Raw genomic sequence first — 20,048 nt, 5'->3', positions numbered from 1 at the left:
ATGACCTCGCGCACAGACACACCCCGGCAGCTCTTCCCGCTGCTGCCGTTGTGGGCGGCGCTCGCGGTCGCAGCCGGGGCCGGGTTGCTGATGGACCTTGCCTACCCGCAGGCCGGGGTGTGGGTGGCCGCGCCGATCGCTGCCGGGCTGCTGTTGTGCGCGCTGATCGGACGCAGCGCAGCGGGCGCCCTCGGCGTCGGCGCGGTCTTCGGGGCGGTGTTCTTCGCGCTGCTGGTGTCGTGGACCTCCCGCTACCTCGGGCCGGTGCCGTGGCTGGCGTTGACCGTCGTGCAGGCTGCGCTCACCGCGGTCGGGGTGATCCCGCTGACCCTCGCCTACCGGTGGATGCCGCGCATCGCCCCGGGCCGGACGGGGCGGATGCTGCTGCTGCCGCTGCTGCTGGCGGCGCTGTGGACGGGCCGGGAGATCCTGATGGGGGCGTGGCCGTACGGCGGGTTCCCGTGGGCGCGGCTGGGGATGACGCAGGCGGAGAGCCCCGTCGCGACCATCTCCTCCTGGGCCGGGGTGAGCGGGCTGAGCTTCGCGATCGTGTTCGCGGTCGCCGTGACGATCGAGTGGGTGCGCGTGTCGGGATGGCGGCGGACGGCATCGGCAGCGCTTCCCGTGGTGATCGCCGGCATCCTGATGCTCGTGCCGGCGTTCCCGACGACGGGGTCGGGAACGATGCGGATCGGCGCGGTGCAGGGCAACGGACCCTCCGGCTACTTCGACGAACGCGAACCGGGTGCGATCGCACGCGCGCAGGCTGAGGCGAGCATCGCGGTGGAGGGGGAGGACCTCGATCTGCTGGTGTGGCCGGAGGGACTGGACGGCGACCCGTTCCAGGACGCCCGCCTGGCCCGTGAGCTCACCGGGGTCGCGGAGCGGGCCGGCGCGCCGCTGCTGGCCAACGCCGCCACGGTCGTCGGCGACGATGCCTACAACACCTCGTTCCTCTGGGACCTGCCGACCGGGGCTGCCGCGCCGCGTCGCGCCGACGTGCAGACGCACGCGAAGCGCCACCCGGTCCCGTTCGGGGAGTATGTGCCCGACCGGGAGTTCTACAACGCCCTCGCCCCCGATCTGGTGGGGCTCATCCAGCGGGAGTACACGCACGGCACCGACCCTCCCGTGGTGATCGTCGACGGGACGCCGGTGGGGCTGGCGATCTGCTTCGACGTGATCTACGACGACGTGATCGCCGAGAGCGTCCGGGCGGGCGCCCAGGTGCTGGTGTTCCAGACCAACAACGCCGACTTCCGCGACACCGACGAGAACCTGCAGCAGCTCGCGTTCGCCCGGATGCGAGCGATCGAGACCGGCCGCAGCGTCGTGAACGTCTCCACTGTCGGCACCAGCCAGATCATCGCGCCCGACGGCACCACCGTCGACTCCCTGCCCGCCGGGACCGCGGGCGCGCTGGTCGCCGACGTGGAGCTTCGCACCGGAACCACCCCCGGTGTCCTGCTCGGCCCTGTGCTGGCCGGGATCATCCTGTGGGGCGGTATCGGTGCCCTGGCCCTCACGGGCGTGCTCAGCAGGGTCACGCGTTCTCGCGCGACCGACGAGCCGGCGCTCACGCCGGCAGGCGCTGGGGCGGGATCGTGACGGCGCGGGCGTCGTGGGCGGCCGCTCTCGGGGCTTCGGGCCGCAGCCTGCCGCGGATGCGGCCTGTCGCCCGGGCCGTGCTGGTGCTGCTGCTCGCGGTCACCGCGTGGTCCGCATCGCACGGCGACACCCGGGGCACGGCGGATTCGCATCCGGTCGCCGCGATCTCCTCCGTGGCGACCACACACGCGCAGGCAGCGGGGGAGGATGCGCCGGCGGGGCACCCGGCCGCGCTGCCGGCACAAAGCGACGCGGGAACGGACGCCGGCCACCTGGCGGCATGCTTCTTCGCGGTCTGGGCAGGGGCCGCTCTGATCGCCCTGGCTCGCCTGGCCGCCCCGCCCCGCCGGCGACAACTCGTGACGGCGCCCACGTCCCCCACACCCGTCCAGGCGCCACCTGCGACGTCGTCTCGGCGATCGGCGCTGACGCTGACGCAGCTGTCGATCTCCCGAACCTGACCACCGGAGCGGGCGCCGTCCTATCCGGCGTCCACCCACCTCGGTGGATTGCGTTCGTGCCCGGTGATGTGTTTGGAGACCTCCCTTGATGACCCTTGTTCCTGCGGCCACAGCCGCCCTCGTCCGCGCAGCCGCCGTGCCGCGCCAGATCGACGCGCAGCTCACGCCCGGCGATCGTCCGAGCCTCACACGAGGGGGTGAGTGATGATGCCGGCGGGGCTGTCCCATCGGCGGGCGATCATCGTCGGCGCCGGACAGTCGGGACTGGCCGTCGCCGCCGCGCTGATCGGGCAAGGACTGCGGCCACAGCAAGACTTCGTCATGATCGACGCCGCCCCCGCGGGGCAGCGGAGCTGGTCGTCACGCTGGCACTCGCTGACCCTGCTCAGCGACGCCGCCCACAGTGCGCTCCCTCACCACCGCATACCCGGCGACCCGGCACGGCACCTACGCGGCGATGAGATCGCCGACTACCTCGATGACGTTCAGAGGCAGCTAGGCGTGAAGCCGGTCTGGGACGTACGAGCGATCAGCGTGGAACGCCGCGGGACGGGCCCGACCCTGCAGCTGTCCACCACCGTCGGCGACGTGCAGACCCGCAACGTCGTCTGCGCCACAGGCGCGGCCGCTCACCCACGCGTACCCGCGTGGGCGGCCTCGCTGCAGCTACCCGGGGCGATGATGCACAGCGGCGACTACCGGTACCCGCGCCAGATACCCCCTGGTGACGTGCTGATCGTGGGCGGAGGAAACAGCGGCGTTCAGATCGCCCGGGATCTTCTCGGATCCCACACGGTCACGCTCTCGGTACGCGCCCACCGCGGCCAACTGCCGTTGACTGCCTTCCCCGCCGAAGGAAGCGCACGGGCGTGGTTGCGTCGACGGCGACCCGAGCCCGTATTCGGCGACAGCTACCAGAAGCTGCGTCGCGCCGGCGTTCGCGTAACGCCGGCGGTGACCGCTGCCGACTCCGTGACCGTGATGCTGGCCGACAGCACGCGCATCGCCCCCCGTTCGGTGGTCCTCGCTACCGGCTTCGAGCCCGCAGACGACTGGCTCCCCGACCCCGTGCGCACCACACCGGCACGATTCCCGTCCACAGCCATGCCCGGGCTGTTCGTCGCGGGCATCCCCCGGTACAGCAGACCCGGCGCCGACACGCTCGACAAGGTATCGCGGGACGCCACGATCATCGCACGCAGGATCGCCGACCGACCATGAAACCCGACGCCAAGCAGGCACGCGCCCCACCTATGTCTGACGTGTCTGACACGGGTGTATCATTGCTGTCATGACCACCGTTTCCGCACGAGACGCCTCCCGGGGGTTCTCCGCGCTGCTCGACCACGTCGAGCACGACGGCGAGGAGTACACCGTCGTGCGCGACGGCAGGGTGATCGCCCGGATCGTGCCGGCCGCCAGCCGCACGATCGCCGGCTTCCTCGCCCGCCGCGCCGGACGCCCGCCGCTCGACGACGACTTCGCCGCCGACGCCGTGAGCGCGCGCGAGCTCCTGGCCGTGGACGCGTCCGACCCGTGGCGCGACTGATCCTCGACACCAACGCCCTGATCCAGCTCGATCGGCAAGGGCCGGGTGCCTGGCCGGTCTCGGAGTCCGACGACCTCGCCATCTCGGCGATCACGCTCGCCGAGCTGCGGCACGGCGTCCTGGCCGCGGACGCGACTCGCCGGCAGGCGCGCGAGCAGTTCGTCCACGACGTCGAGGAGACGATCGAAGTCCTGCCGTACACGAGAGCTACGGCAGCAGAACACGCGGCACTGCTCGACTACGTCCGGCGCGCGGGAAGCCCGCGCGGCGCCCACGACCTCATCATCGCTGCGCACGCACGACAGACCGGCCGTCAGGTCGTCTCCCTCGACCTCAAGGCACGCTTCAGCGACCTACCCGGCCTCGACGTCGCCGTCTAGCAGTGGACCTACCGCGGGGCCGGTGCGAACTCCTTGACCATCGCACCGGCGTCCCCGACCGCGCCAGAGGGCTCAGCAAAGCGGATGGCAGCGTCGTCGCGGGGCGGCTCCCGACAGAGGGGTGGGGCTCACCTCGGCACCGGGTCTGCGTCCTCGGGGATCTCGAAGACGGCGTCGGCGATGGGCTCGTCCACGCTGTGGATGGTGACCTGCAGTTCTCCCTCGGCAACCGGGATCCGGTGTTCCCCGGGTCCGTACTGCGCAGCCCAAACGGCTGGCTCCAAGATCATCTGCGGGAGACCGATGTCTTCTGGATCCATGTCCTCCATCCGCGACCATGTCAGGTTTGGGCCTGGTCCTTGCTCGGCGACATACAACGTCCGGTCGCTGAACCGGTAGATCTGTTCCGAAACCGGTGCTCCTCCGACTTCGGCGGTCAATCGGAAGGATGGTGCGTCGTCCAGGTCCCTTACCCAGAGGCGGCTGTCCTGTCCGTCGGCGTGGATGACCATCTCGAAGCTCTGCGCGTATTCGTCAGGGACCGGAGCTTGCGGGTCTTGCGGGGCCTGCGCCTGTCCGGCGAGTGTGGGGTTCTCCTTGAGGAGGCGGCTGTCGAAGTAGGCCACCGTCCCGAGCATGAGCGCCATCGGCGCGACGAACATCGCGACCACACCCGACATCGCGAGAATCGCGAGGATCCCGTTCTCCTGCCGCTGACTCCTCCGCTGGAGCACCGTCTTGGCGAAGGCGGCTCCTTGGAGCGAGACCACCACGACACCCATTCCCAGGAAGACGTACATGAACCAGATGGGCGGATACACCCGCCAGTCGGGCGGAGTGGTCTGAAAGAAGTAGAAGAAGTACAAGACTCCGCGCAGCATCGCGATGTAGAAGATCGCGTGTACCAAGCTCCTGTGAATCCATTTCCACGACGATCCACCGAGGAAGCTCACCGCTCTGTCGGAGGAGGTCACGGCGAGCAGCATGATCATGGGAAGCATGACCAGCCCCATCATGTTCATGATGCCGACCTCGGGGCGGGCAAGGATGTAGCTGCCCAGTTCCTCGACGTACTGGAACCCGAAGAGCGTGCCCACGTCCCACCGCGCCCAACGGTCCCAGATGGCATACCCGTGACCCAGCGCCAGCACCGCGAACCAGATCCCCAGTTCCCGCCTCCAAGGCAAGAGACGCTGCACAGGCTTCCAGAGAGTCGAGGCTGGTGACAGGATCAGCGCGAAGAACAAGAGCACGAACGCGGCATGTGCCCACGCCCGCCAGAAGGGATGGTCCTCGCCCCAGTCGGGCCACAGCGCCGGTTGAACCCCCCAAGCCGAATACGACGAGTAGAACAGGTAGACCAGCAGTGCCGAGAGGCCCGCCATACGCAGGTGGCGCAGGAAGAGCGTCTTCTTGCTCGTGATGCCGATTCGCATGTGTGACTACAATCCGTGGGTGCCGGCAGCAGCACTGCCCTGGGCGGTGAAGGTCCTGTCCGCGAGGTCAGGTGAGTCCTGAGTAGGCGTGGAGTCCCTGGAAGAACATGTTGACGATGGTGAAGTTGAACAGCACCGCGACGAACCCGGTGATGGACAGCCAGGCAGAGCGGGTGCCGCGCCATCCGCGGGTCGCGCGGGCGTGGATGTAGCCGGCGTAGATCACCCAGATCACGAACGTCCACACTTCCTTGACGTCCCAGCCCCAATAGCGTCCCCAGGAGTCGTTGGCCCAGATCGCTCCGGCGATGAGGGTGAACGTCCAGAACACGAAGCCGACGATCGCGAATCGGTAGGCGAGAGATTCGAGCACGTCGGCGGTGGGAAGAGTGCGCAGGAACCCTGGGCCGATGTTGCCCGCGACATCCGACGATGCTTGTGCGCGGCGTTCCCGGCGGGCTTGCAGGAGCTGGGTGATGGAGATGCCGCAGGCGATCGCGAACAGCGCGGTGGCCAGGGAGGCGACGAAGACGTGGATGACCAGCCAGACGCTCTTGAGCGGGTCCATCAGCGGGACGACCTCGACGTAGTACGAGATCGTGGCCCCGCCCAGCAGCAGCACGACCATGCCGATGAGGAACGCTCCGAGGAACCGGAGGTCGTACCAGCGAAGCGCCAGCAGATAGACGGCGACGATGAGGAGCGTCCCGGTGAGGGCGAATTCGTACATGTTCGCCCACGGAACCCGCTCGGCGGCGATGCCGCGGCCGACGGTGCCGCCGAGCTGCAACAGGAAAGCGAGGATCGTGAGCGCGGTGCCGATCCTTGCCCACAGCAGCCGGTTTCGCTTCCCAGGGGGTGCGTGCAGGTCGTGTTGCGCGGTGCGCGGCTCCGCGGCATCGTGGTCCTGCGCTCTCGTCGACGCGAACGCACCGACGAGGGCGGGCGTCTGCCGCGGCTCGTGCGCCGCGCCCGTGCGGGCTGCGCGCTGGGCGAGGTCGATCGTGTAAGCGATGAAGGCCAGCAGGTAGACGGCGATCGCCGTCCATACCAGCAGCAGCGATACTGCGTCTAGGGAGAGCGTTTCTGCTCCGGGCATCGGAGGCTCCTTACTCATGGTGATGGGCGGGTCGGCGGGGATCCACTCGCTCGTCGTCCTGGTCCTGGCGCTGTTCCCGCCTCGTCGACGTAGGTGGTGGTGTGCTGCGCGGCGAGGTCGGCGACGGCGCGTGCGAGGGCGGGGTCCTCGCCGCGGGCGAGTCCCGCGTACTCGACGCGGATGCCCTCGGCTGCGGGGTGGGCTTTGACCCAGAGGCGGCGGCGGGGCACGAAAAGACCGGCGAACAGGCCGAGCGTGGCGAGGATCGAGAACGCGAGCACCCATCCGCTGGTGGGGTCACGCTGGATCTGCAGCGACGCGAATCTCTTCACCGGATCGGCGTCGCTCACGCTCTCCCAGGTGATGGTGCCCCATCCGTTCGGCAAATCGGCGGTGGCGCCGGGGGTGAGCTCGATCGAGTCCAGACCGGTGTCGCCGCCGGTGTGCTGGGTGAGTCCCTCGACCTCCAGCGTGTACACCGACCGCGGTGTGCCGTCGTCGATGCCCAGGTCGCCGCTGAACACGTTGAAGGTGATTACCGGGTTCACCACGTCGGGATAGATCGACGTGAAGGCCCCCGAGGGGAGCACGCCCTGGGTGGGGTAGAGGAACCCGACCAGGCCGAGCTGTTCGGGCAGCCCGTCCGGGATTTTGACGATCCCCAGGGAGGTCATGTTCGCATCCTGCGGCAGGAACGGCTGCGACTCGCTGTACACCATCTCGCCGTCGGCGTCGCGGACGGTGAGAGTGGGCGCGTACCCGTTGCCGAGCAGGTAGATGCGGTCGCCTTCGACGGTGATCGGATAGTTCACGATCACGCTCTCTGCCCGGTCCTCCTGGCCTGGCACCCGGATGGTGAGGTCTGCGGAGAAGTCGCCAGCCTGTCCTGCGCCGGGGGTGCCGGGCAGCCGATACGAGACCTGGAAGTCGTCGAGGGTGAGCGAGTAGGGGGCGAGGCCGGTGCCGTCGATGAACTGGCCGGGGCTGAACGAGGAGTAGCTGCTGAGCGCGTTGACGAACGTGGTGCCTTCCACCACGACCCGTTGCCCGGTGTAGGAGAGCGCGCCGCCGACGCCGACCGCGACGAGCACGCCAACCAGGGCGATGTGGAAGATCAGGTTGCCGGTCTCGCGCAGGTAGCCGCGCTCGGCTGACACCGACACCCACCCGCGCCCGTCGTACCGCTCGACCCGGTAGCCCGCGCGACGCAGCTGCCGCTCGGCGAGCTCGATCGCGTACCTGGCCGGGTCGGGCCGCCCGCTCGCCGCAGGAAGCTCTGCCTCCTCGTGCTCGGCGAGGCGCGTCAGCCGGGCGGGAGTCCGTGGGGGCCGGGCTCGGAGCGCCTTGTAGTGGTGCTTCGCGCGAGGGATGACGCAGCCGATGAGGGAGGTGAACAGCAGCAGGTAGATCGCGGAGAACCACGGCGACAGGTAGACGTCGAACATCCCTACCGCATCGGCGAGCGGGAACATGTCCGGGTTGTCGCGCTCCCACTGGATGACGCCGTTGGGGTCAGCGCTGCGCTGCGGGAACAGCGAGCCGGGCACGGCCGCGATCGCGAGGAACAGCAGCAGCACCAGCGCGGTGCGCATGCTGGTCAGCTGCCGCCACCCCCACCGCAGCCAGCCGGTCAGCCCGAGGACGGGCTGAGTGATCCCTGGCGGGTCGGCGTCGGTGTGGTCGCCGGGGCGGAGCGGGTCTGTCGCGACCTCGGCGGCGGTGTCAGAGCGGGAGGGGGACATTTATCACCACCTGTTGCAGCGCGGACATCAGCGCCGTCCACGCCCCGGTCACCATGAGGATCCCGAGGAAGACGAGCATGCTGCCGCCGACGAGGTTGAGGGCGCGGATGTGACGGCGCAGGAACCCCACCGAGCGGGACGCCCACCCCCAGCCGAGGGCGAGCAGCAGGAACGGGATGCCCAGCCCGAGGGAGTACGCGAGCCCGAGCAGGCCGGCGCGTGCGGGGTCGCCGAGGTTCCACGACATGGACAGGATCGCCGCGAGCGTCGGGCCGATGCACGGGGTCCACCCGACGCCGAGGGCGAACCCGAGCAGGGGCGCGCCGATGAGCCCCGCGTGCCCCTGGATGCGAGGGCGGAGGGTGCGTTGGGCGATGCCGAAGAACCCGATGAACACCAGCCCGAGCACGATGATGACCACCCCGAAGACGCGGGTAAGGATGTTCGCGTACTGCAGCAGCAGGAACCCGAACGTGCCGCCGAGGATCGTCACGGTGACGAACACGACCGTGAACCCCGCGATGAACAAGGTCACGCCCAGCAGCAGCCGGGTCCGCTCTCTCGTGGCCGTGGCCGTGGCCGTGGCCGTGGCCGTGGCTGTCCCGTCAGTCGGCGCGGGCGTGTAGGCGCGGGCGCTCGCGCCGCCGAGGTAGCCGAGGTAGCCGGGCACCAGCGGCAGCACGCACGGGGAGACGAAGGAGACGAGCCCGGCGAGCACGGCGAGCGGGATCGCCACCCACAAGGCGCCGTCGACGACCACTGCGCCCGGGTTCACGAGGACTCCGCCAGGGTGTCGGCGACGAGCGTCGACAGGATGGACGCGCTGGCGAGCTGCCCGATGATCCGCGCGGCGACCCGTCCGTCGCGGTCGAGGAAGAGCGTGGTGGGCGTGGCCTGGATGGGGGTGACCTGCGCGAACGCGAGCTTGACCCTCCCGTCGTCGACGTCGATCACGCTGGGGTAGGTGACGTTGTTGTCTCTCGCGAACGACAGGGCGGTGGCGGGCTGGTCGTAGATGTTGATCCCGAGGAACGCGACGCCCTGCTCTTGGTAGTCCTGCCAGACCTGCTCGAGCAGCGGCGCTTCGACGATGCACGGCGCGCACGCGGCGAACCAGAAGTTCACGACCAGCACTCCGCCGCGGTAGTCGTCGCTGGACACCGCCTCGCCGGTCTCCGTCACGCCCCCGAAGACCACCGGCTCGCCGCGGTCCTGCGGGGCGATCTCCACGACTCGGAACTCCCCGGAGATGTATCCTCTCTCGTTCCCTTCACGGTACTGCTGGGCGAGCGAGTCGTTGCTCGTGCAGCCGGCGAGCACCAGGGCAGCGAGCAATGCCGCGGTGACGGTGAGCGAGCGACGGCTCATGTGCGCTTCACCTTCACCATCGCGCCCGCGACCAGGAACACGACCGCAGTCACCGGCTGCGCGGCCGTCCAGACCGGCCCGGTGAACGGGAACGGGAACACCGGGTTCCACAGCACCGCGATCGCCGCGAACACCGGCATCCACCACCATTGCCGCGCCTGGATCGCGAACCACGCGACGATCAGCGCGAGGATCGACACCAGGAACAGCACGACCAGGAACCAGTCTCCGCCCAGCAGCAGCGGTGCGACGAACAACGTCCCCGCAGCGATCAGGCTCGGCGCGAACGCATTGCGCTGATACCGCGACGGCGCGCGCACCTTCGAGGTCATGAGCCGCTCACCGCCGAACCCGTGGGGGCGACCGTCCCTGGAGAGGCTGCGGCATCCTTCTCCACGACACCGACGTAACGGCGGCGTATCCAGAGGATGAGACCGACGAGGATGACGCCGGCGACGAGGGCAATGTCCGCCAGGTTGCCGATGGACAGGTTGCCGTAGGCGAGGAAGTCGGTGACGCGCCCAACCTCGAAGCCGGGTGGGGCTGGGCTCTGATCGACAAAGGCATAGACGATCGCAGCCAACACCAGCACGACAGCGACCGCGACCGCGATCAACGTCGCCTTCACAGGGGTTTTCATCGGGTACACCAAACACAGACACGGCACAGGACAGAACCCGGGCACAGCCCGGGGCGAAGCACCGTCCCGAGAGGGACGGTGTGCCGAGAATCAGGTTCGGGACAAGCCCAACTGCGTCAGAGACAGAACGGTCGCGCGCGGACGCGCGACCGAAGCAGGAAGCAACGACAACACGCGCGGCAGCAGCAACCCGCGATCGGGAGGGGTGCGCCCTCGCCACAACCCGCGTATCAACACCGCGAAGACGAGGCCGCACAGCATCCCGAGCATGCACAACGCCGCGCCCATCAGGGCGCTCGACTCCTGCAAACCGCTTGAGAACACCTCATGCTCTGCGCCGTGGCTCGCCGCAGCTGGGCCGTGGCTCAGTAGGTCCACATGCGGATCGACGAGTGCGGTCATCGCCAGCGACACTGGCGGCGCACCCTCCGACTCTCCGTGTCCTGCGCCCGCGATGCCGAGCATGAGGAGCAGGGTGAGTCCGAGGCTGGTAATGATCCTCGTTATCAGCAACCGCTCAGCCAACATCGCAGACTGAGGATTCCGAGCCGACAAGATCATCGCCTCAAGCCTACCGTGCCATCCTTGGCGCCCCCAAAGACGGCGGCGACGGCCAGAGACCCGGCCGTGGAAACGACCCTCTCACCCGCTGTCTCATGCTGACGCGGCGCATCTCGTCGAGAGCCAACGGTGCGTGTCTCCTGGCAAGAGGAGGCACTGATCCGCATCACCGTCGAACGCCTCTCAACCCGTTGCCAATGCTCGATCCGTCGCGGATGTCGAACCATCGGAGTATCGTTGAACTCGCAGGACTCATCTGTGCCGACCCAGCGAACGTGATCTGGGAGGCGTGCTCCCGTCATCGGGTGACCTCTCGTACTTGCACCTGCATAAGCAGCCCGAGGCCGTAGCGACGGCCTGATACGAGGGAGTCACCGTGCTCAGACCCATCCTGTCTGCGAGCGTTCGCGTTCACGCCCTGCTCAGCTACGCGCCGACGAACCGGCTGCTGGCGTGGCTTCGCCGCCGAGACCGCCTCAAGTTCGGCATCCCGTTCATGCTGCTCGGCCTGGCGTACTGGATGGCAACGATCCTGCTAGCCGCATGGATTCAGTCTGGCGCACCCGCGGCGTTGAACCTGCTTGTGCTCCTGACGTTCTGGAACAGTGCCAAGTTCATCACCTTCGACCCCTACAGCCTGCTCGCACTCACGGTCGCTCGCACGAGAGAAGCGGTGGCCCGACGGCGGGCGGTGAAGCGCGAACGGCAGGACGTCGCAGACAAGACGCCCGTGCCGATAGCGACCTGACCGATCCCCGCTCTCTCTCCGTAGCGGCCCTGCATGGTCGACCGGCTGCCGCTATCTCTGCTGTGAGGCTGATGCGTCAGGCGAGCGATGCGGCTGAAGCGGGGCGAGCAACTCGCCGAGCGTCATGTCGAGGGCTTCGGCGATCCGATACCAAGTCAGCAGCGTGCCGTGCGTCTCTGGTGGACCATCCTCCTTGCGGGGCTTGCCGTTCTCCAGTGTCACGAGCGTGTTGCGGCCGACACCGGAGCGGGCGGCGAGCTCGTTGTACGACCAGCCACGCTGCTGTCTGAGTCGCGCGAGCCGCAGTCGCATGGCCGCGAAGTCGGGTTCGCGGACAGGGCTGTTGGCGTCGGGCACGATTCCAGCAGACCGCGATCCATCCTTGTGGCCGTTACGGGAATCCGTAACAATAGTACGGGTATCCGTTATGCGCCTCGATGGGTGAGACGGTTTCGCCGAGCGGTGGGCTGCCCGATGCCGCCGCTGTACTGATCCGCAACGGTCAGCAACGGCAGATTCCCCCGCAGCATCCGCGATGCGTGACGGATGACGTGCGGCTGGGCCACAGAAGCGGCAGCGACTGCCCTCTGTGGCCCAGCCCCGTCAGCTCCACAGCACATGAGCGGAGGCCCGATCCAGGGGACGGGCCGCCGCTCTGCCAGCTACCGGATGAACGCTCGGGATCAGCGTCGAAGTCGAGCCCGAGATCCTCCAGGTGCTCGCGGCATGGGGCGATCCGACCTCGTTCATGCTCAAGTCGTCATGGGATTGAGGGCGTGGAGCCAGTCTCGAACCGACGAGAATCGTCCCTCTCCGCGTGCCACATCTGTGCCACATCCGGGCCACAAAGCGGGCGAGATCGTCGTTGAGAGCCACTGAAAGTCAGGGGTCGCCGTAGCTGTGCAGGAGTGATCACGTCAAAGTGAAGTTCCACCTGACCAGGATTTTTCTTGTTGAACCCCGGTTGCCGTAGAATGGACGAGCAACGTCGCGTTGCACGGCTCTGTAGCTCAGTTGGTAGAGCGCACGACTGAAAATCGAAAGGTCACCGGATCGATGCCGGTCGGAGCCACTGAGGCCCTCTCCTAGCTTCTACATGGAGGGGGTTTCTTCATGTCCGCCTTCTTGTGGCGGTGGCCGCTCACCGAGCGGCAGCGGCGAGCATGCCTCTCATGCGGCACGCGCGCACGATGCGCGATGCTGAGGCGATGCACTCCGAGAACGTGGTCAGCGTCTGGCGCGATCGGTCGTCCCCACCGCGGCGCTGCTGCGCCTCCACGCCGATGTCCACGGCGCAGCCGGCGAGGACGAGGATCTCCCCCACACCGCGGCGGGAGACTGGACACCCCACGTCACGCTCGCGCGACGTGTCCGGCTCGCCGACATCGCAGCGGTACTGCCCCTGATCGGCGGCGAGATCCGGGCACGAGCGGGGCGGCTGCGGCGCTGGGACAAGCGATCCGCCACGGTCACCGACCTCGGCGGCTTCGATGGCCGGAACGAGAACGCAGGCGTCCCGGGGGATGACGACCCGGTCAACGCCTCGTGACGTGCCCCTGTTGCCGCGCGAGGCACGTGCAGTAGAGTGACTCGCGCACGCCGGTGTTTGGGACACCGGCGCGGGGATGTGGGATCACCGCGAGTGCTGGGGAACGACGGATGCTGGGGCATCCGACGAGTGTCATTGGGGAAGACATGCTCTGTGGGGACGCTTCGCGCACGCAACTCGCGGGGGCCGCGGGATGACGGCCGCCGACCCGACCGTCGCGCCGGTCCTGCCGTTGCGCGCTCCGCAGGTCGAGGACTACCGGCCGGTCGCCGCTCCGCGCGCCGTCGACGCGGCCCTCCGCACGACGGTGACGCCGCGGATCCAGCCCGGCCTCGAGATGCGGCGGCTGTGGGAGCGCCGCTACGTGCGGAGGCTGCGTGCCACCGACACGGTCGTCGTGCTCGCCGTCGTCGCGGCCGCCGCGCTCATCCCCGTCCTCATCTGGGCTCCCGAGTTCTTGGCGCAGGATCCGTGGTTCCTCGCGCGGGTCCCACTGCTGACCGCCGCAACGTGGTCGCTCTTCCTCGGTCTCATGCATACGCGCGTCGCGGGTGTGCTCGGTTCCGGGGCGACCGAGTACAAGCGCGTGGCGCACGCGACCGGACTGACCTTCGGATTCCTCGCCATCCCCTTCCTCGTCTTCCAGTGGCCGGGCCTGCGCGTCCAGTTGATCTTCGCCATGCCGCTCGGCCTCCTCGCGCTGCTGGCGACGCGGTGGGGCTGGCGTCGGTGGCTGATCGCACAGCGCCGGTTCGGCCACTACGCCTCCCGGGCCATCGTGGTCGGCTCCCGCATCGACATCGCCCGCATGATCGACCGGCTCCAGCGCGATGCCCTGCACGGCTACATCGTCGTCGGCGCGGCGACCGACGACGAGGGCGCAGCGAGCCTCGTCGTCGCCGGCCGGCGATACGACATCGTCTCCACCGCCGGCAGCGCCGCCGTCATCGCGCAAGAACTCGGCGCCGATACGATCATCGTCGCGAGCCTGCCACCCGATGACCCCGACCATCTGCGGCGCCTCAGCTGGCAGCTCGAGGGGACGGCGGCCGAGCTGGTCGTCTCCAGCGGACTCACGGACGTGGCGGGTCCGCGGCTGTCCTTCCGCCCGGTCGACGGCCTGCCGCTCATCCACGTCCGGATCCCCGTATACGAGGGCGGGCAGCACCTGCTGAAGCGGGCTCTCGACATCGCCGTCTCGAGCCTCGCGCTCGCCGTCATGCTGCCCCTGCTGCCCGTCGCCGCGATCGCGATCAAGGCCGATTCGCGGGGACCGGTGTTCTTCCGTCAGACGCGGGTCGGGCGCGACGGCCGTGAGTTCGCGATGCTCAAGCTGCGCTCGATGCGGGAGAGCTCGGAGCGCGAGCTCGAGGAACTCCGGGCGCGCAACGACGGGGCAGGGCCCCTCTTCAAGCTGAAGGCCGATCCCCGTGTCACCCGCGTCGGCCGCTTCCTCCGCGCGCACTCGATCGACGAGCTGCCGCAGTTCTGGAACGTGCTCATCGGCGACATGAGCATCGTCGGGCCGCGACCCCCGCTGCCCAGCGAGGTCACCGCGTACGACGGAACCGTGTTCCGTCGCCTGTACATCAAGCCCGGCATCACAGGTCTGTGGCAGATCAGCGGCCGCAGCGATCTGTCATGGGACGACAGCGTCCGACTCGATCTCCGCTACGTGGAGAACTGGTCGGTCATGAACGATCTCATGATCATGTGGCGCACAGGCAAGGTCATGATCCATCCGAAGGGCGCTTACTGACCATGGTCATCGAACAGAATCTCGACCTTCTCCAGACCGCTCCGCCGCGGTCCGCCACCCGCACGCTGACGATCGCGATGATCGGCACCCGAGGGGTGCCCGCGGCCTACGGCGGCTTCGAGACCGCGGTCGAGGAGGTGGGACGCAGGCTCGTCGAGCGCGGACACCGCGTGTGCGTGTACACGCGCGGCTCCGAGTCCCGCGCGCGCGAGTACCTGGGCATGCGGGTCGTGCACCTGCCCGCCCTTCGTCAGAAGCAGCTCGAGACGCTGAGCCACACCGGGTTGTCGACCCTGCACGCGATCGCCCGACGGCGCCCCGATGCCGCCTTCGTCTTCAACGCCGCCAACGCCCCGTTCCTCCCGCTGCTGCGGGCCCGCGGCATCCGCACGGCGCTGCACATGGACGGGCTCGAGTGGAAGCGCTCCAAGTGGGGCGCGCGGGGCAAGGCCTACTACCGCTTCGCCGAGGAGTTCGGCGTGCGTCAGGCAGACGCCCTGATCGCCGACGCGCCCGGCATCGCGGACTACTACGACCACCAGTTCGGGGTGCCCACCGAACTCATCCGGTATGGCGCGCCCGTGCTCGGCGACCTCCCCGTCGACGGCGTCGAGAAGCTGGGGCTGACCCCGGGCGGCTTCCACCTCGTGGTCGCGCGGTTCGAACCCGAGAACCACGTGCTCGAGATCGTCGAGGGCTACCGTCGCAGCACCGCCACGATGCCACTGGCCGTCGTCGGCTCCGCACCGTACAGCGCGGAGTACACGCAGCGCATCCACGATGCGGCCGGCGATGACCCCCGCATCCGGTTCCTCGGCGGCATCTTCGACCAGGAGCTGCTCGACGCTCTCTACGCCCACTCCTTCACATACATCCACGGCCATTCCGTGGGAGGGACGAACCCTTCGCTGCTGCGCGCGATGGGTGCGGGCGCGGCCGTCGTGGCCTACGACGTGACGTTCAACCGCGAGGTGCTCGACTCTCAGGGCTGGTTCTTCGAGGACGCCCGTGACCTGACCGCGCTGCTGGCCGGAGTCGAGAGCGACGTGCAGCGGGCGCAGGATCTGGGGCTCGCGGGCAAGCAGCGCGTCTCGGAGGTCTTCCGCTGGGACCGCGTCGCCGACGACTACGAGCGACTCGCGCTCCGCCTCGCTTCGGGCGAGAGCGTGCACCCCGTCGGCCGCAGCGCACATCGATCGCCCGCACCGTGGTCCAGCGCCTCCGCCCACGCGGACCTTCGCCGCTGAGCTCCCGCACGGCGGCGCCGGCCACCGCGCGCAGCACGGATCGGTGGAGCGCGCGTGGCATCGCGTCGGTCGCGCTGCCCGGGGCCCTCGTCCTGATCCTGGCGACCGTCATCGCGACGCGCACCCCGCTGTGGCGCGACGAGATCGCCTCACTGTCCTTCGCCCAGCTGCCGTTGCCCGACCTGCTGAGCGCGGTCGGCCACGTCGACGCCGTCCTGGCGCCGTACTACCTGCTCAGCTCTGCCGGACAGGCGGTGCTTCCGGGGGCGGTCGGGTTGCGCCTGCCCTCCGTCCTCGCGGCCGCGCTGACCGCCACCGTCGTCGCGGTGATCGCGCGGCGATGGTGGGGGGATGCCGCGGCGCTCGCCGCCGGGATCATGGTCGGCCTCAACCCGCTTTCGCTCCAGCTCGCCGCCACCGGCAGACCCTACGCCCTGGCGACCCTGTTCGTCGCCCTCGCGCTGCTCGCCATGACGACCGCGACCGGTCCCCGCGGGGCGCCGCGGCGCGACGTCCTGCCGTGGGCGGGCTATGCCGCCGCCGTCGCCGCAGCGGGCCTCATGCATCTGTTCGCATTGCTCGCCCTGCCCGCCTTCGCCGTGCTCGCCGCGTCGCGCCGGGTGCTCGGGCGCTGGCTGCTCGCCTCCGCCGCCGCTGTCACGGTCGTCGTCCCGGTCGCGCTGCTCGCCGCGTCGCAGAGCGCCCAGGTCGCGTGGATCCCCCGGCCCGACCCGCGCAGCGCCGCGGGCACGCTCGCGAGCACGCTGACCTACCGACGCGAGGGGGCCTTCGAGCGCCCCGAACTCGTCGCGGTCGCGATCCTCCTCGTCGTCGGCGTCGTCACCGTGACGCTGACCCTCAGGATGCCGCGGCCGGCGCGGGCGCGGGAGCTCGCCCTCCTCGCCTGCTCGCTGACGCTGGCCTGCGGGCCCTGGGCGATCCTGCTTGCGATATCGGTGACCGCGACACCGTACCTGCGCACGACGTATCTCGCCCCCGGCGTGATCGGCTGGGGGCTCCTGGTGGGCGCGGCCGCCGCGCGGCTCGGCACCTGGCAATCGGGGCGGAGCGCCGTGCGCCGCGCCGTCGCGATCATCGTCGTCGCCGCCCCGGTCGTCAGCGCCGCCGCGTTCTCCGCACCCGTGCTGGCGCAGGAGTGGCGTGTGGACGACTTCCCCGGGCTCGCCCAGCGACTCTCCGGCGAGGTGGCCGCCGGCGACACCATGCTCGTCGTCCAGCTCTACAACGAGGTGGGCGTCGCCTCCGGGGTCGCCCGCGCGGGAGGCGACGAGGGCTGGGTGTCGGCCCTCCAGAGCGACCTGACCACCGGCACGCAGCCGGTGATCTCCGTCCGCCGGGTGGACTCGGCCGACCCCCTGCACACCACCGCGAAGGAGGACGGCGACACCGAGAGGGCCTGGGTCATCTACACCCGCGGTGCGTTCACCCCCGGCGAGGCGCGGCGGGCACTCGCCGACAGCGGCTGCGGCGACGCCATGCTCGGACCGGAGGAGAGCTTCGGCATCCTGCGCCTGATCCCGGCGAGGTGCCCGTGATCGGCCGCGGGTCGCGCCGCGCAGTAGGCTCGGCCGGGATGACCTCCTCCCCTCGGCCCCACACGGTGCTCGTCGCGCACCCGGGCGCCGAGCTGTTCGGGTCCGACCGTATGCTTCTCGAAAGCGTCGCGGGCATGCGGGATGCCGGGTTCGACGTCGTCGTCGCGCTCCCCGACGCGGGACCGCTCGTCGAGCACCTCTCCGCCACGGGAGCGCGGGTGGTCGTGACCTCGATGCTCGTCCTGCGGAAGGCGCTGCTGCGCCCTCGCGGCTGGTCGCGGCTCTTCCGCGACCTCTTCCGCGGCACGGGGTCCGCATGGCGCCTCATCACGAGGGTGGATCCGGACGCCGTCTACATCAGCACCCTCACGTTGCCGGCGTGGCCGATCATCGCGCGCGCCCGGGGCCGGCGCACGGTCAGCCACGCGCACGAGGCCGAGGCATCCGCGCACCGGATCGTCAACGCCGTGCTGTACTCACCGCTGCTCTGCGCCCATCGCGTGCTCGTCAACAGCAGATTCAGTCTGCGCACGATGCTCTCCTCGTTCCCCTCGCTGGATGACCGCGCGACGGTCGTGCCGAACGGTGTCGCCGGTCCCGAGCGGCCGGCACCCGCCCGCCCCGAGCTCACGGAGGGGCTCCGCGTCGCCTACGTCGGGCGGCTCTCGCCGAGGAAGGGTCCCGACGTCGTCCTCCGGGCGGCGCAGCGTCTCGGCCGCAGCGGCGACCCGGTGCACGTCGAGCTCATCGGCTCCACCTTTCCCGGCTACGAGTGGTACGAACGCGAACTGCGGGAGCTCGCCGCGTCCGACACCGCCGTGCACGTCAGCTTCACGGGCTTCGTCGCCGACGTGTGGCCGCGGATCGCGGCGGCGGACGTGCTCGTGGTTCCCTCACGGATCGACGAGCCGTTCGGCAACACCGCGGTCGAGGGCGTACTCGCCGGTCGGCCGGTCGTCGCGAGCGACACGAGCGGCCTGCGGGAGGCCGCCGGCGGCTACACGACGACCCGGCTGGTCACGCCCGACGATCCCGCGGCGCTGGCCGTCGCCCTCACCGAACTCGCGGCCGACTGGCCGCGGATCGTGACCGACCTGCCCGCTCAGGCCGCGCGGGCCGCGGATCGCCACGCGCCCCGGCGGTACCGGGAAGCGATCGCCCGCGCCGTGAGCCCCGAGGGTTAGAGCTCCCCCGGCTTCACGACCTCGGAGTCGACCGCCTCGACCACGCGCCGCGCGGCCGAGCTCGCCGCGGGGTTCCGAGGGGCGTATACGACCAGCGAGTGGAACACGAACCGGACGATGAACGCCACGATGAGCGTCAGCGCCGCCGCCAGGATGCTGGAGACGTGCCACGTCTCGACCAGCAGGTAGATGACCGGGATCCGTACGAGCGCCTCCGCGTTGTTGAAGGAGAAGGACTTGGCGAATCTCACCCAGACGCCCGACGCGGCATCCCTCATATCCCGGAAGACGAACCTCTCGATGAGGAGGAAGTTGCCGATGATCGTGGCTTCGGCGGCGATCACGGCCGCCCAGACGTAATCGAGCCCGAAGGCGATGAGCGCGGCCATGATCAACAGGTTCGCCACCGCCCCGAGACCGCCGATGATCGCGAACAGCGACATCTTCCCGAATCGCAGGTAACCGAGCTGGGTGAGGAACCGGAACCCCTGGCGGAGGGACGCCTTCGACTCTCCCGCGTGCCGGTCCGCGAAGTCGAAGGGGATCTCCGATACCCGGAGGTTCTGGCGGGCGAGGATCTCCAGCAGGATCTTGAATCCCCGCGGTCGCAGGGCCTCCCCGTCCACGACCCGACGATCGACGAGGAAGAACCCCGTCATCGGGTCGCTGCACCCGTGCAGGCGGATCGGGAACATCGCCTTGGTCACCGCAGTGGAGGCGCTGGAGACGAGCACGCGCAGTCGGCTGCTCAATCCCCCCGACGTTCCGCCGCCGGCGTACCGGGACGCCACCACGACGTCGGCGCCGCTTCGCTCGTGCTCGCTCACGAGTTCGCGGATCTTCTCCGGCGGATGCTGCAGGTCGCCGTCCATCACGACGCAGAGGTCGGATGCCGCGGCATCCACACCGGCCATGACCGCGCCGCCCAGGCCGCCCGTCGGGCGCTCCCGATGGATGAGCCTGATCGGAAGCGGCGCCTCGGCGGCCACCGCCATGACGACCGCGGGCGTGTCGTCCGTGCTGTCGTCGACGAAGACGACCTCGGCCTCGAGCCCGCGCAGCGCGTCGCCGAGACGTCGTACCAGTTCGGCGACATTGGGCGCCTCGTTGAACGTCGGCACGATCACGCTTAGCTCCACGCGGTTCCCCTCCCGCCCCGCA

The 20,048-nt window shown here is 69.6% G+C and carries 22 protein-coding genes and 1 tRNA gene; 12 read left to right on the top strand and 11 right to left on the bottom strand.

Translation table 11 applies throughout. The annotated features are described in order from the left end of the window. The 5 genes from lnt (at position 1) to RYJ27_RS00955 (ending at position 3,998) form a co-directional block, all read left to right on the top strand. Positions 1-1,608 (top strand): apolipoprotein N-acyltransferase, encoded by a 1,608-nt coding sequence (lnt, locus tag RYJ27_RS00975; protein WP_330170944.1) that lies wholly within the window; start codon positions 1-3, stop codon positions 1,606-1,608. Positions 1,609-1,664: 56 nt separating this feature from the next. After that, on the top strand, positions 1,665-2,069 hold the full coding sequence (locus RYJ27_RS00970; RefSeq protein WP_330170943.1) for a hypothetical protein: 405 nt from the start codon (positions 1,665-1,667) through the stop codon (positions 2,067-2,069). 204 nt (positions 2,070-2,273) lie between these two features. After that, positions 2,274-3,290, top strand: a complete 1,017-nt coding sequence (locus tag RYJ27_RS00965; RefSeq protein WP_330172076.1) for a flavin-containing monooxygenase — start codon at positions 2,274-2,276, stop codon at positions 3,288-3,290. Positions 3,291-3,360: 70 nt separating this feature from the next. Then, positions 3,361-3,618, top strand: coding sequence for a type II toxin-antitoxin system Phd/YefM family antitoxin (locus RYJ27_RS00960; RefSeq protein ID WP_330170942.1), 258 nt, complete (start codon positions 3,361-3,363; stop codon positions 3,616-3,618). Further along, positions 3,606-3,998: a PIN domain-containing protein gene (locus RYJ27_RS00955; RefSeq protein ID WP_330170941.1), complete on the top strand. Its 393-nt coding sequence runs from the start codon at positions 3,606-3,608 to the stop codon at positions 3,996-3,998. Before RYJ27_RS00960 ends, RYJ27_RS00955 begins: the two co-directional genes overlap by 13 nt. A 128-nt stretch (positions 3,999-4,126) precedes the next feature. Here RYJ27_RS00955 and RYJ27_RS00950 read toward each other — a convergent pair whose 3' ends face one another. The 8 genes from RYJ27_RS00950 to RYJ27_RS00915 all read right to left on the bottom strand — a co-directional run bounded on the left by RYJ27_RS00950 (position 4,127) and on the right by RYJ27_RS00915 (position 10,844). Then, entirely contained in the window at positions 4,127-5,434 is a 1,308-nt protein-coding gene (locus tag RYJ27_RS00950) for a hypothetical protein (protein WP_330170940.1), read from the bottom strand. Between the two features lie 67 nt (positions 5,435-5,501). Further along, the gene (gene ccsB / locus RYJ27_RS00945) at positions 5,502-6,533 is read right to left on the bottom strand and encodes a c-type cytochrome biogenesis protein CcsB (protein WP_330170939.1); all 1,032 of its coding nucleotides are present in this window, start codon (positions 6,531-6,533) and stop codon (positions 5,502-5,504) included. Between the two features lie 14 nt (positions 6,534-6,547). Beyond that, positions 6,548-8,275: a cytochrome c biogenesis protein ResB gene (gene resB, locus RYJ27_RS00940; RefSeq protein WP_330170938.1), complete on the bottom strand. Its 1,728-nt coding sequence runs from the start codon at positions 8,273-8,275 to the stop codon at positions 6,548-6,550. Beyond that, positions 8,256-9,050 carry a cytochrome c biogenesis CcdA family protein gene (locus RYJ27_RS00935; protein WP_330170937.1) on the bottom strand — a complete coding sequence of 265 codons (795 nt, stop codon included), beginning with the start codon at positions 9,048-9,050 and terminating at the stop codon, positions 8,256-8,258. Before RYJ27_RS00935 ends, resB begins: the two co-directional genes overlap by 20 nt. After that, on the bottom strand, positions 9,047-9,643 hold the full coding sequence (locus tag RYJ27_RS00930; protein ID WP_330170936.1) for a TlpA family protein disulfide reductase: 597 nt from the start codon (positions 9,641-9,643) through the stop codon (positions 9,047-9,049). The genes RYJ27_RS00935 and RYJ27_RS00930 overlap by 4 nt, the downstream gene beginning before the upstream one ends. Beyond that, a complete protein-coding gene (locus RYJ27_RS00925) occupies positions 9,640-9,975 on the bottom strand; it encodes a DUF6804 family protein (protein WP_330170935.1) in 336 nt (111 codons plus the stop codon). The genes RYJ27_RS00930 and RYJ27_RS00925 overlap by 4 nt, the downstream gene beginning before the upstream one ends. Continuing rightward, entirely contained in the window at positions 9,972-10,283 is a 312-nt protein-coding gene (locus tag RYJ27_RS00920) for a signal peptidase II (protein WP_330170934.1), read from the bottom strand. The genes RYJ27_RS00925 and RYJ27_RS00920 overlap by 4 nt, the downstream gene beginning before the upstream one ends. A 90-nt stretch (positions 10,284-10,373) precedes the next feature. After that, positions 10,374-10,844, bottom strand: coding sequence for a hypothetical protein (locus RYJ27_RS00915; RefSeq protein ID WP_330170933.1), 471 nt, complete (start codon positions 10,842-10,844; stop codon positions 10,374-10,376). A gap of 376 nt (positions 10,845-11,220) precedes the next feature. Between RYJ27_RS00915 and RYJ27_RS00910 the strand changes: the two genes are divergently transcribed. Beyond that, positions 11,221-11,592: a sulfate permease gene (locus RYJ27_RS00910; protein WP_330170932.1), complete on the top strand. Its 372-nt coding sequence runs from the start codon at positions 11,221-11,223 to the stop codon at positions 11,590-11,592. Positions 11,593-11,643: 51 nt separating this feature from the next. On the opposite strand, the gene RYJ27_RS00905 is transcribed toward RYJ27_RS00910, so the two are convergent. After that, positions 11,644-11,949, bottom strand: coding sequence for a helix-turn-helix transcriptional regulator (locus tag RYJ27_RS00905; RefSeq protein ID WP_330170931.1), 306 nt, complete (start codon positions 11,947-11,949; stop codon positions 11,644-11,646). 642 nt (positions 11,950-12,591) lie between these two features. Between RYJ27_RS00905 and RYJ27_RS00900 the strand changes: the two genes are divergently transcribed. Next, a tRNA-Phe gene (locus RYJ27_RS00900) sits at positions 12,592-12,664 on the top strand. Positions 12,665-12,733: 69 nt separating this feature from the next. Here RYJ27_RS00900 and RYJ27_RS00895 read toward each other — a convergent pair. Then, a complete protein-coding gene (locus RYJ27_RS00895; protein WP_330170930.1) occupies positions 12,734-12,943 on the bottom strand; it encodes a hypothetical protein in 210 nt (69 codons plus the stop codon). Here RYJ27_RS00895 and RYJ27_RS00890 point away from each other — a divergent pair. From RYJ27_RS00890 to RYJ27_RS00870, 5 genes are all read left to right on the top strand, one after another. Next, positions 12,857-13,141 (top strand): hypothetical protein, encoded by a 285-nt coding sequence (locus tag RYJ27_RS00890; RefSeq protein WP_330172075.1) that lies wholly within the window; start codon positions 12,857-12,859, stop codon positions 13,139-13,141. The genes RYJ27_RS00895 and RYJ27_RS00890 overlap by 87 nt on opposite strands. 193 nt (positions 13,142-13,334) lie before the next feature. Beyond that, complete coding sequence (locus RYJ27_RS00885; protein ID WP_330170929.1) at positions 13,335-14,900, top strand: sugar transferase; 1,566 nt, start codon at positions 13,335-13,337, stop codon at positions 14,898-14,900. A gap of 2 nt (positions 14,901-14,902) precedes the next feature. Then, the gene (locus tag RYJ27_RS00880; RefSeq protein ID WP_422732848.1) at positions 14,903-16,147 is read left to right on the top strand and encodes a DUF1972 domain-containing protein; all 1,245 of its coding nucleotides are present in this window, start codon (positions 14,903-14,905) and stop codon (positions 16,145-16,147) included. Then, positions 16,108-17,703, top strand: a complete 1,596-nt coding sequence (locus RYJ27_RS00875) for a glycosyltransferase family 39 protein (RefSeq protein WP_330170928.1) — start codon at positions 16,108-16,110, stop codon at positions 17,701-17,703. Before RYJ27_RS00880 ends, RYJ27_RS00875 begins: the two co-directional genes overlap by 40 nt. 38 nt (positions 17,704-17,741) lie before the next feature. Then, the gene (locus RYJ27_RS00870) at positions 17,742-18,887 is read left to right on the top strand and encodes a glycosyltransferase (RefSeq protein WP_330170927.1); all 1,146 of its coding nucleotides are present in this window, start codon (positions 17,742-17,744) and stop codon (positions 18,885-18,887) included. Here the strand turns inward: RYJ27_RS00870 and RYJ27_RS00865 are convergent. Further along, the gene (locus RYJ27_RS00865; protein WP_330170926.1) at positions 18,884-20,026 is read right to left on the bottom strand and encodes a glycosyltransferase; all 1,143 of its coding nucleotides are present in this window, start codon (positions 20,024-20,026) and stop codon (positions 18,884-18,886) included. The two genes, RYJ27_RS00870 and RYJ27_RS00865, sit on opposite strands and share 4 nt — an antisense overlap. Positions 20,027-20,048 lie beyond the last annotated feature (22 nt).

Origin of the sequence: Microbacterium limosum, from assembly GCF_036324365.1 — a bacterium.
GTDB classification, from domain to species: domain Bacteria; phylum Actinomycetota; class Actinomycetes; order Actinomycetales; family Microbacteriaceae; genus Microbacterium; species Microbacterium limosum.
Note: the sequence above shows the minus strand (reverse complement) of the source record. Positions and strands in the feature narration are given on the sequence as shown.

Bases quoted from the DNA above. Each gene is read 5' to 3' on its own strand.
- lnt (WP_330170944.1), top strand. From the start codon at position 1: ATGACCTCGCGCACAGACACACCCCGGCAGCTCTTCCCGCTGCTGCCG.
- RYJ27_RS00970 (WP_330170943.1), top strand. From the start codon at position 1,665: ATGCGGCCTGTCGCCCGGGCCGTGCTGGTGCTGCTGCTCGCGGTCACC.
- RYJ27_RS00965 (WP_330172076.1), top strand. From the start codon at position 2,274: ATGATGCCGGCGGGGCTGTCCCATCGGCGGGCGATCATCGTCGGCGCC.
- RYJ27_RS00960 (WP_330170942.1), top strand. From the start codon at position 3,361: ATGACCACCGTTTCCGCACGAGACGCCTCCCGGGGGTTCTCCGCGCTG.
- RYJ27_RS00950 (WP_330170940.1), bottom strand. From the start codon at position 5,434: ATGCGAATCGGCATCACGAGCAAGAAGACGCTCTTCCTGCGCCACCTG.
- ccsB (WP_330170939.1), bottom strand. From the start codon at position 6,533: ATGCCCGGAGCAGAAACGCTCTCCCTAGACGCAGTATCGCTGCTGCTG.
- resB (WP_330170938.1), bottom strand. From the start codon at position 8,275: ATGTCCCCCTCCCGCTCTGACACCGCCGCCGAGGTCGCGACAGACCCG.
- RYJ27_RS00930 (WP_330170936.1), bottom strand. From the start codon at position 9,643: ATGAGCCGTCGCTCGCTCACCGTCACCGCGGCATTGCTCGCTGCCCTG.
- RYJ27_RS00925 (WP_330170935.1), bottom strand. From the start codon at position 9,975: ATGACCTCGAAGGTGCGCGCGCCGTCGCGGTATCAGCGCAATGCGTTC.
- RYJ27_RS00920 (WP_330170934.1), bottom strand. From the start codon at position 10,283: ATGAAAACCCCTGTGAAGGCGACGTTGATCGCGGTCGCGGTCGCTGTC.
- RYJ27_RS00915 (WP_330170933.1), bottom strand. From the start codon at position 10,844: ATGATCTTGTCGGCTCGGAATCCTCAGTCTGCGATGTTGGCTGAGCGG.
- RYJ27_RS00885 (WP_330170929.1), top strand. From the start codon at position 13,335: ATGACGGCCGCCGACCCGACCGTCGCGCCGGTCCTGCCGTTGCGCGCT.
- RYJ27_RS00880 (WP_422732848.1), top strand. From the start codon at position 14,903: ATGGTCATCGAACAGAATCTCGACCTTCTCCAGACCGCTCCGCCGCGG.
- RYJ27_RS00870 (WP_330170927.1), top strand. From the start codon at position 17,742: ATGACCTCCTCCCCTCGGCCCCACACGGTGCTCGTCGCGCACCCGGGC.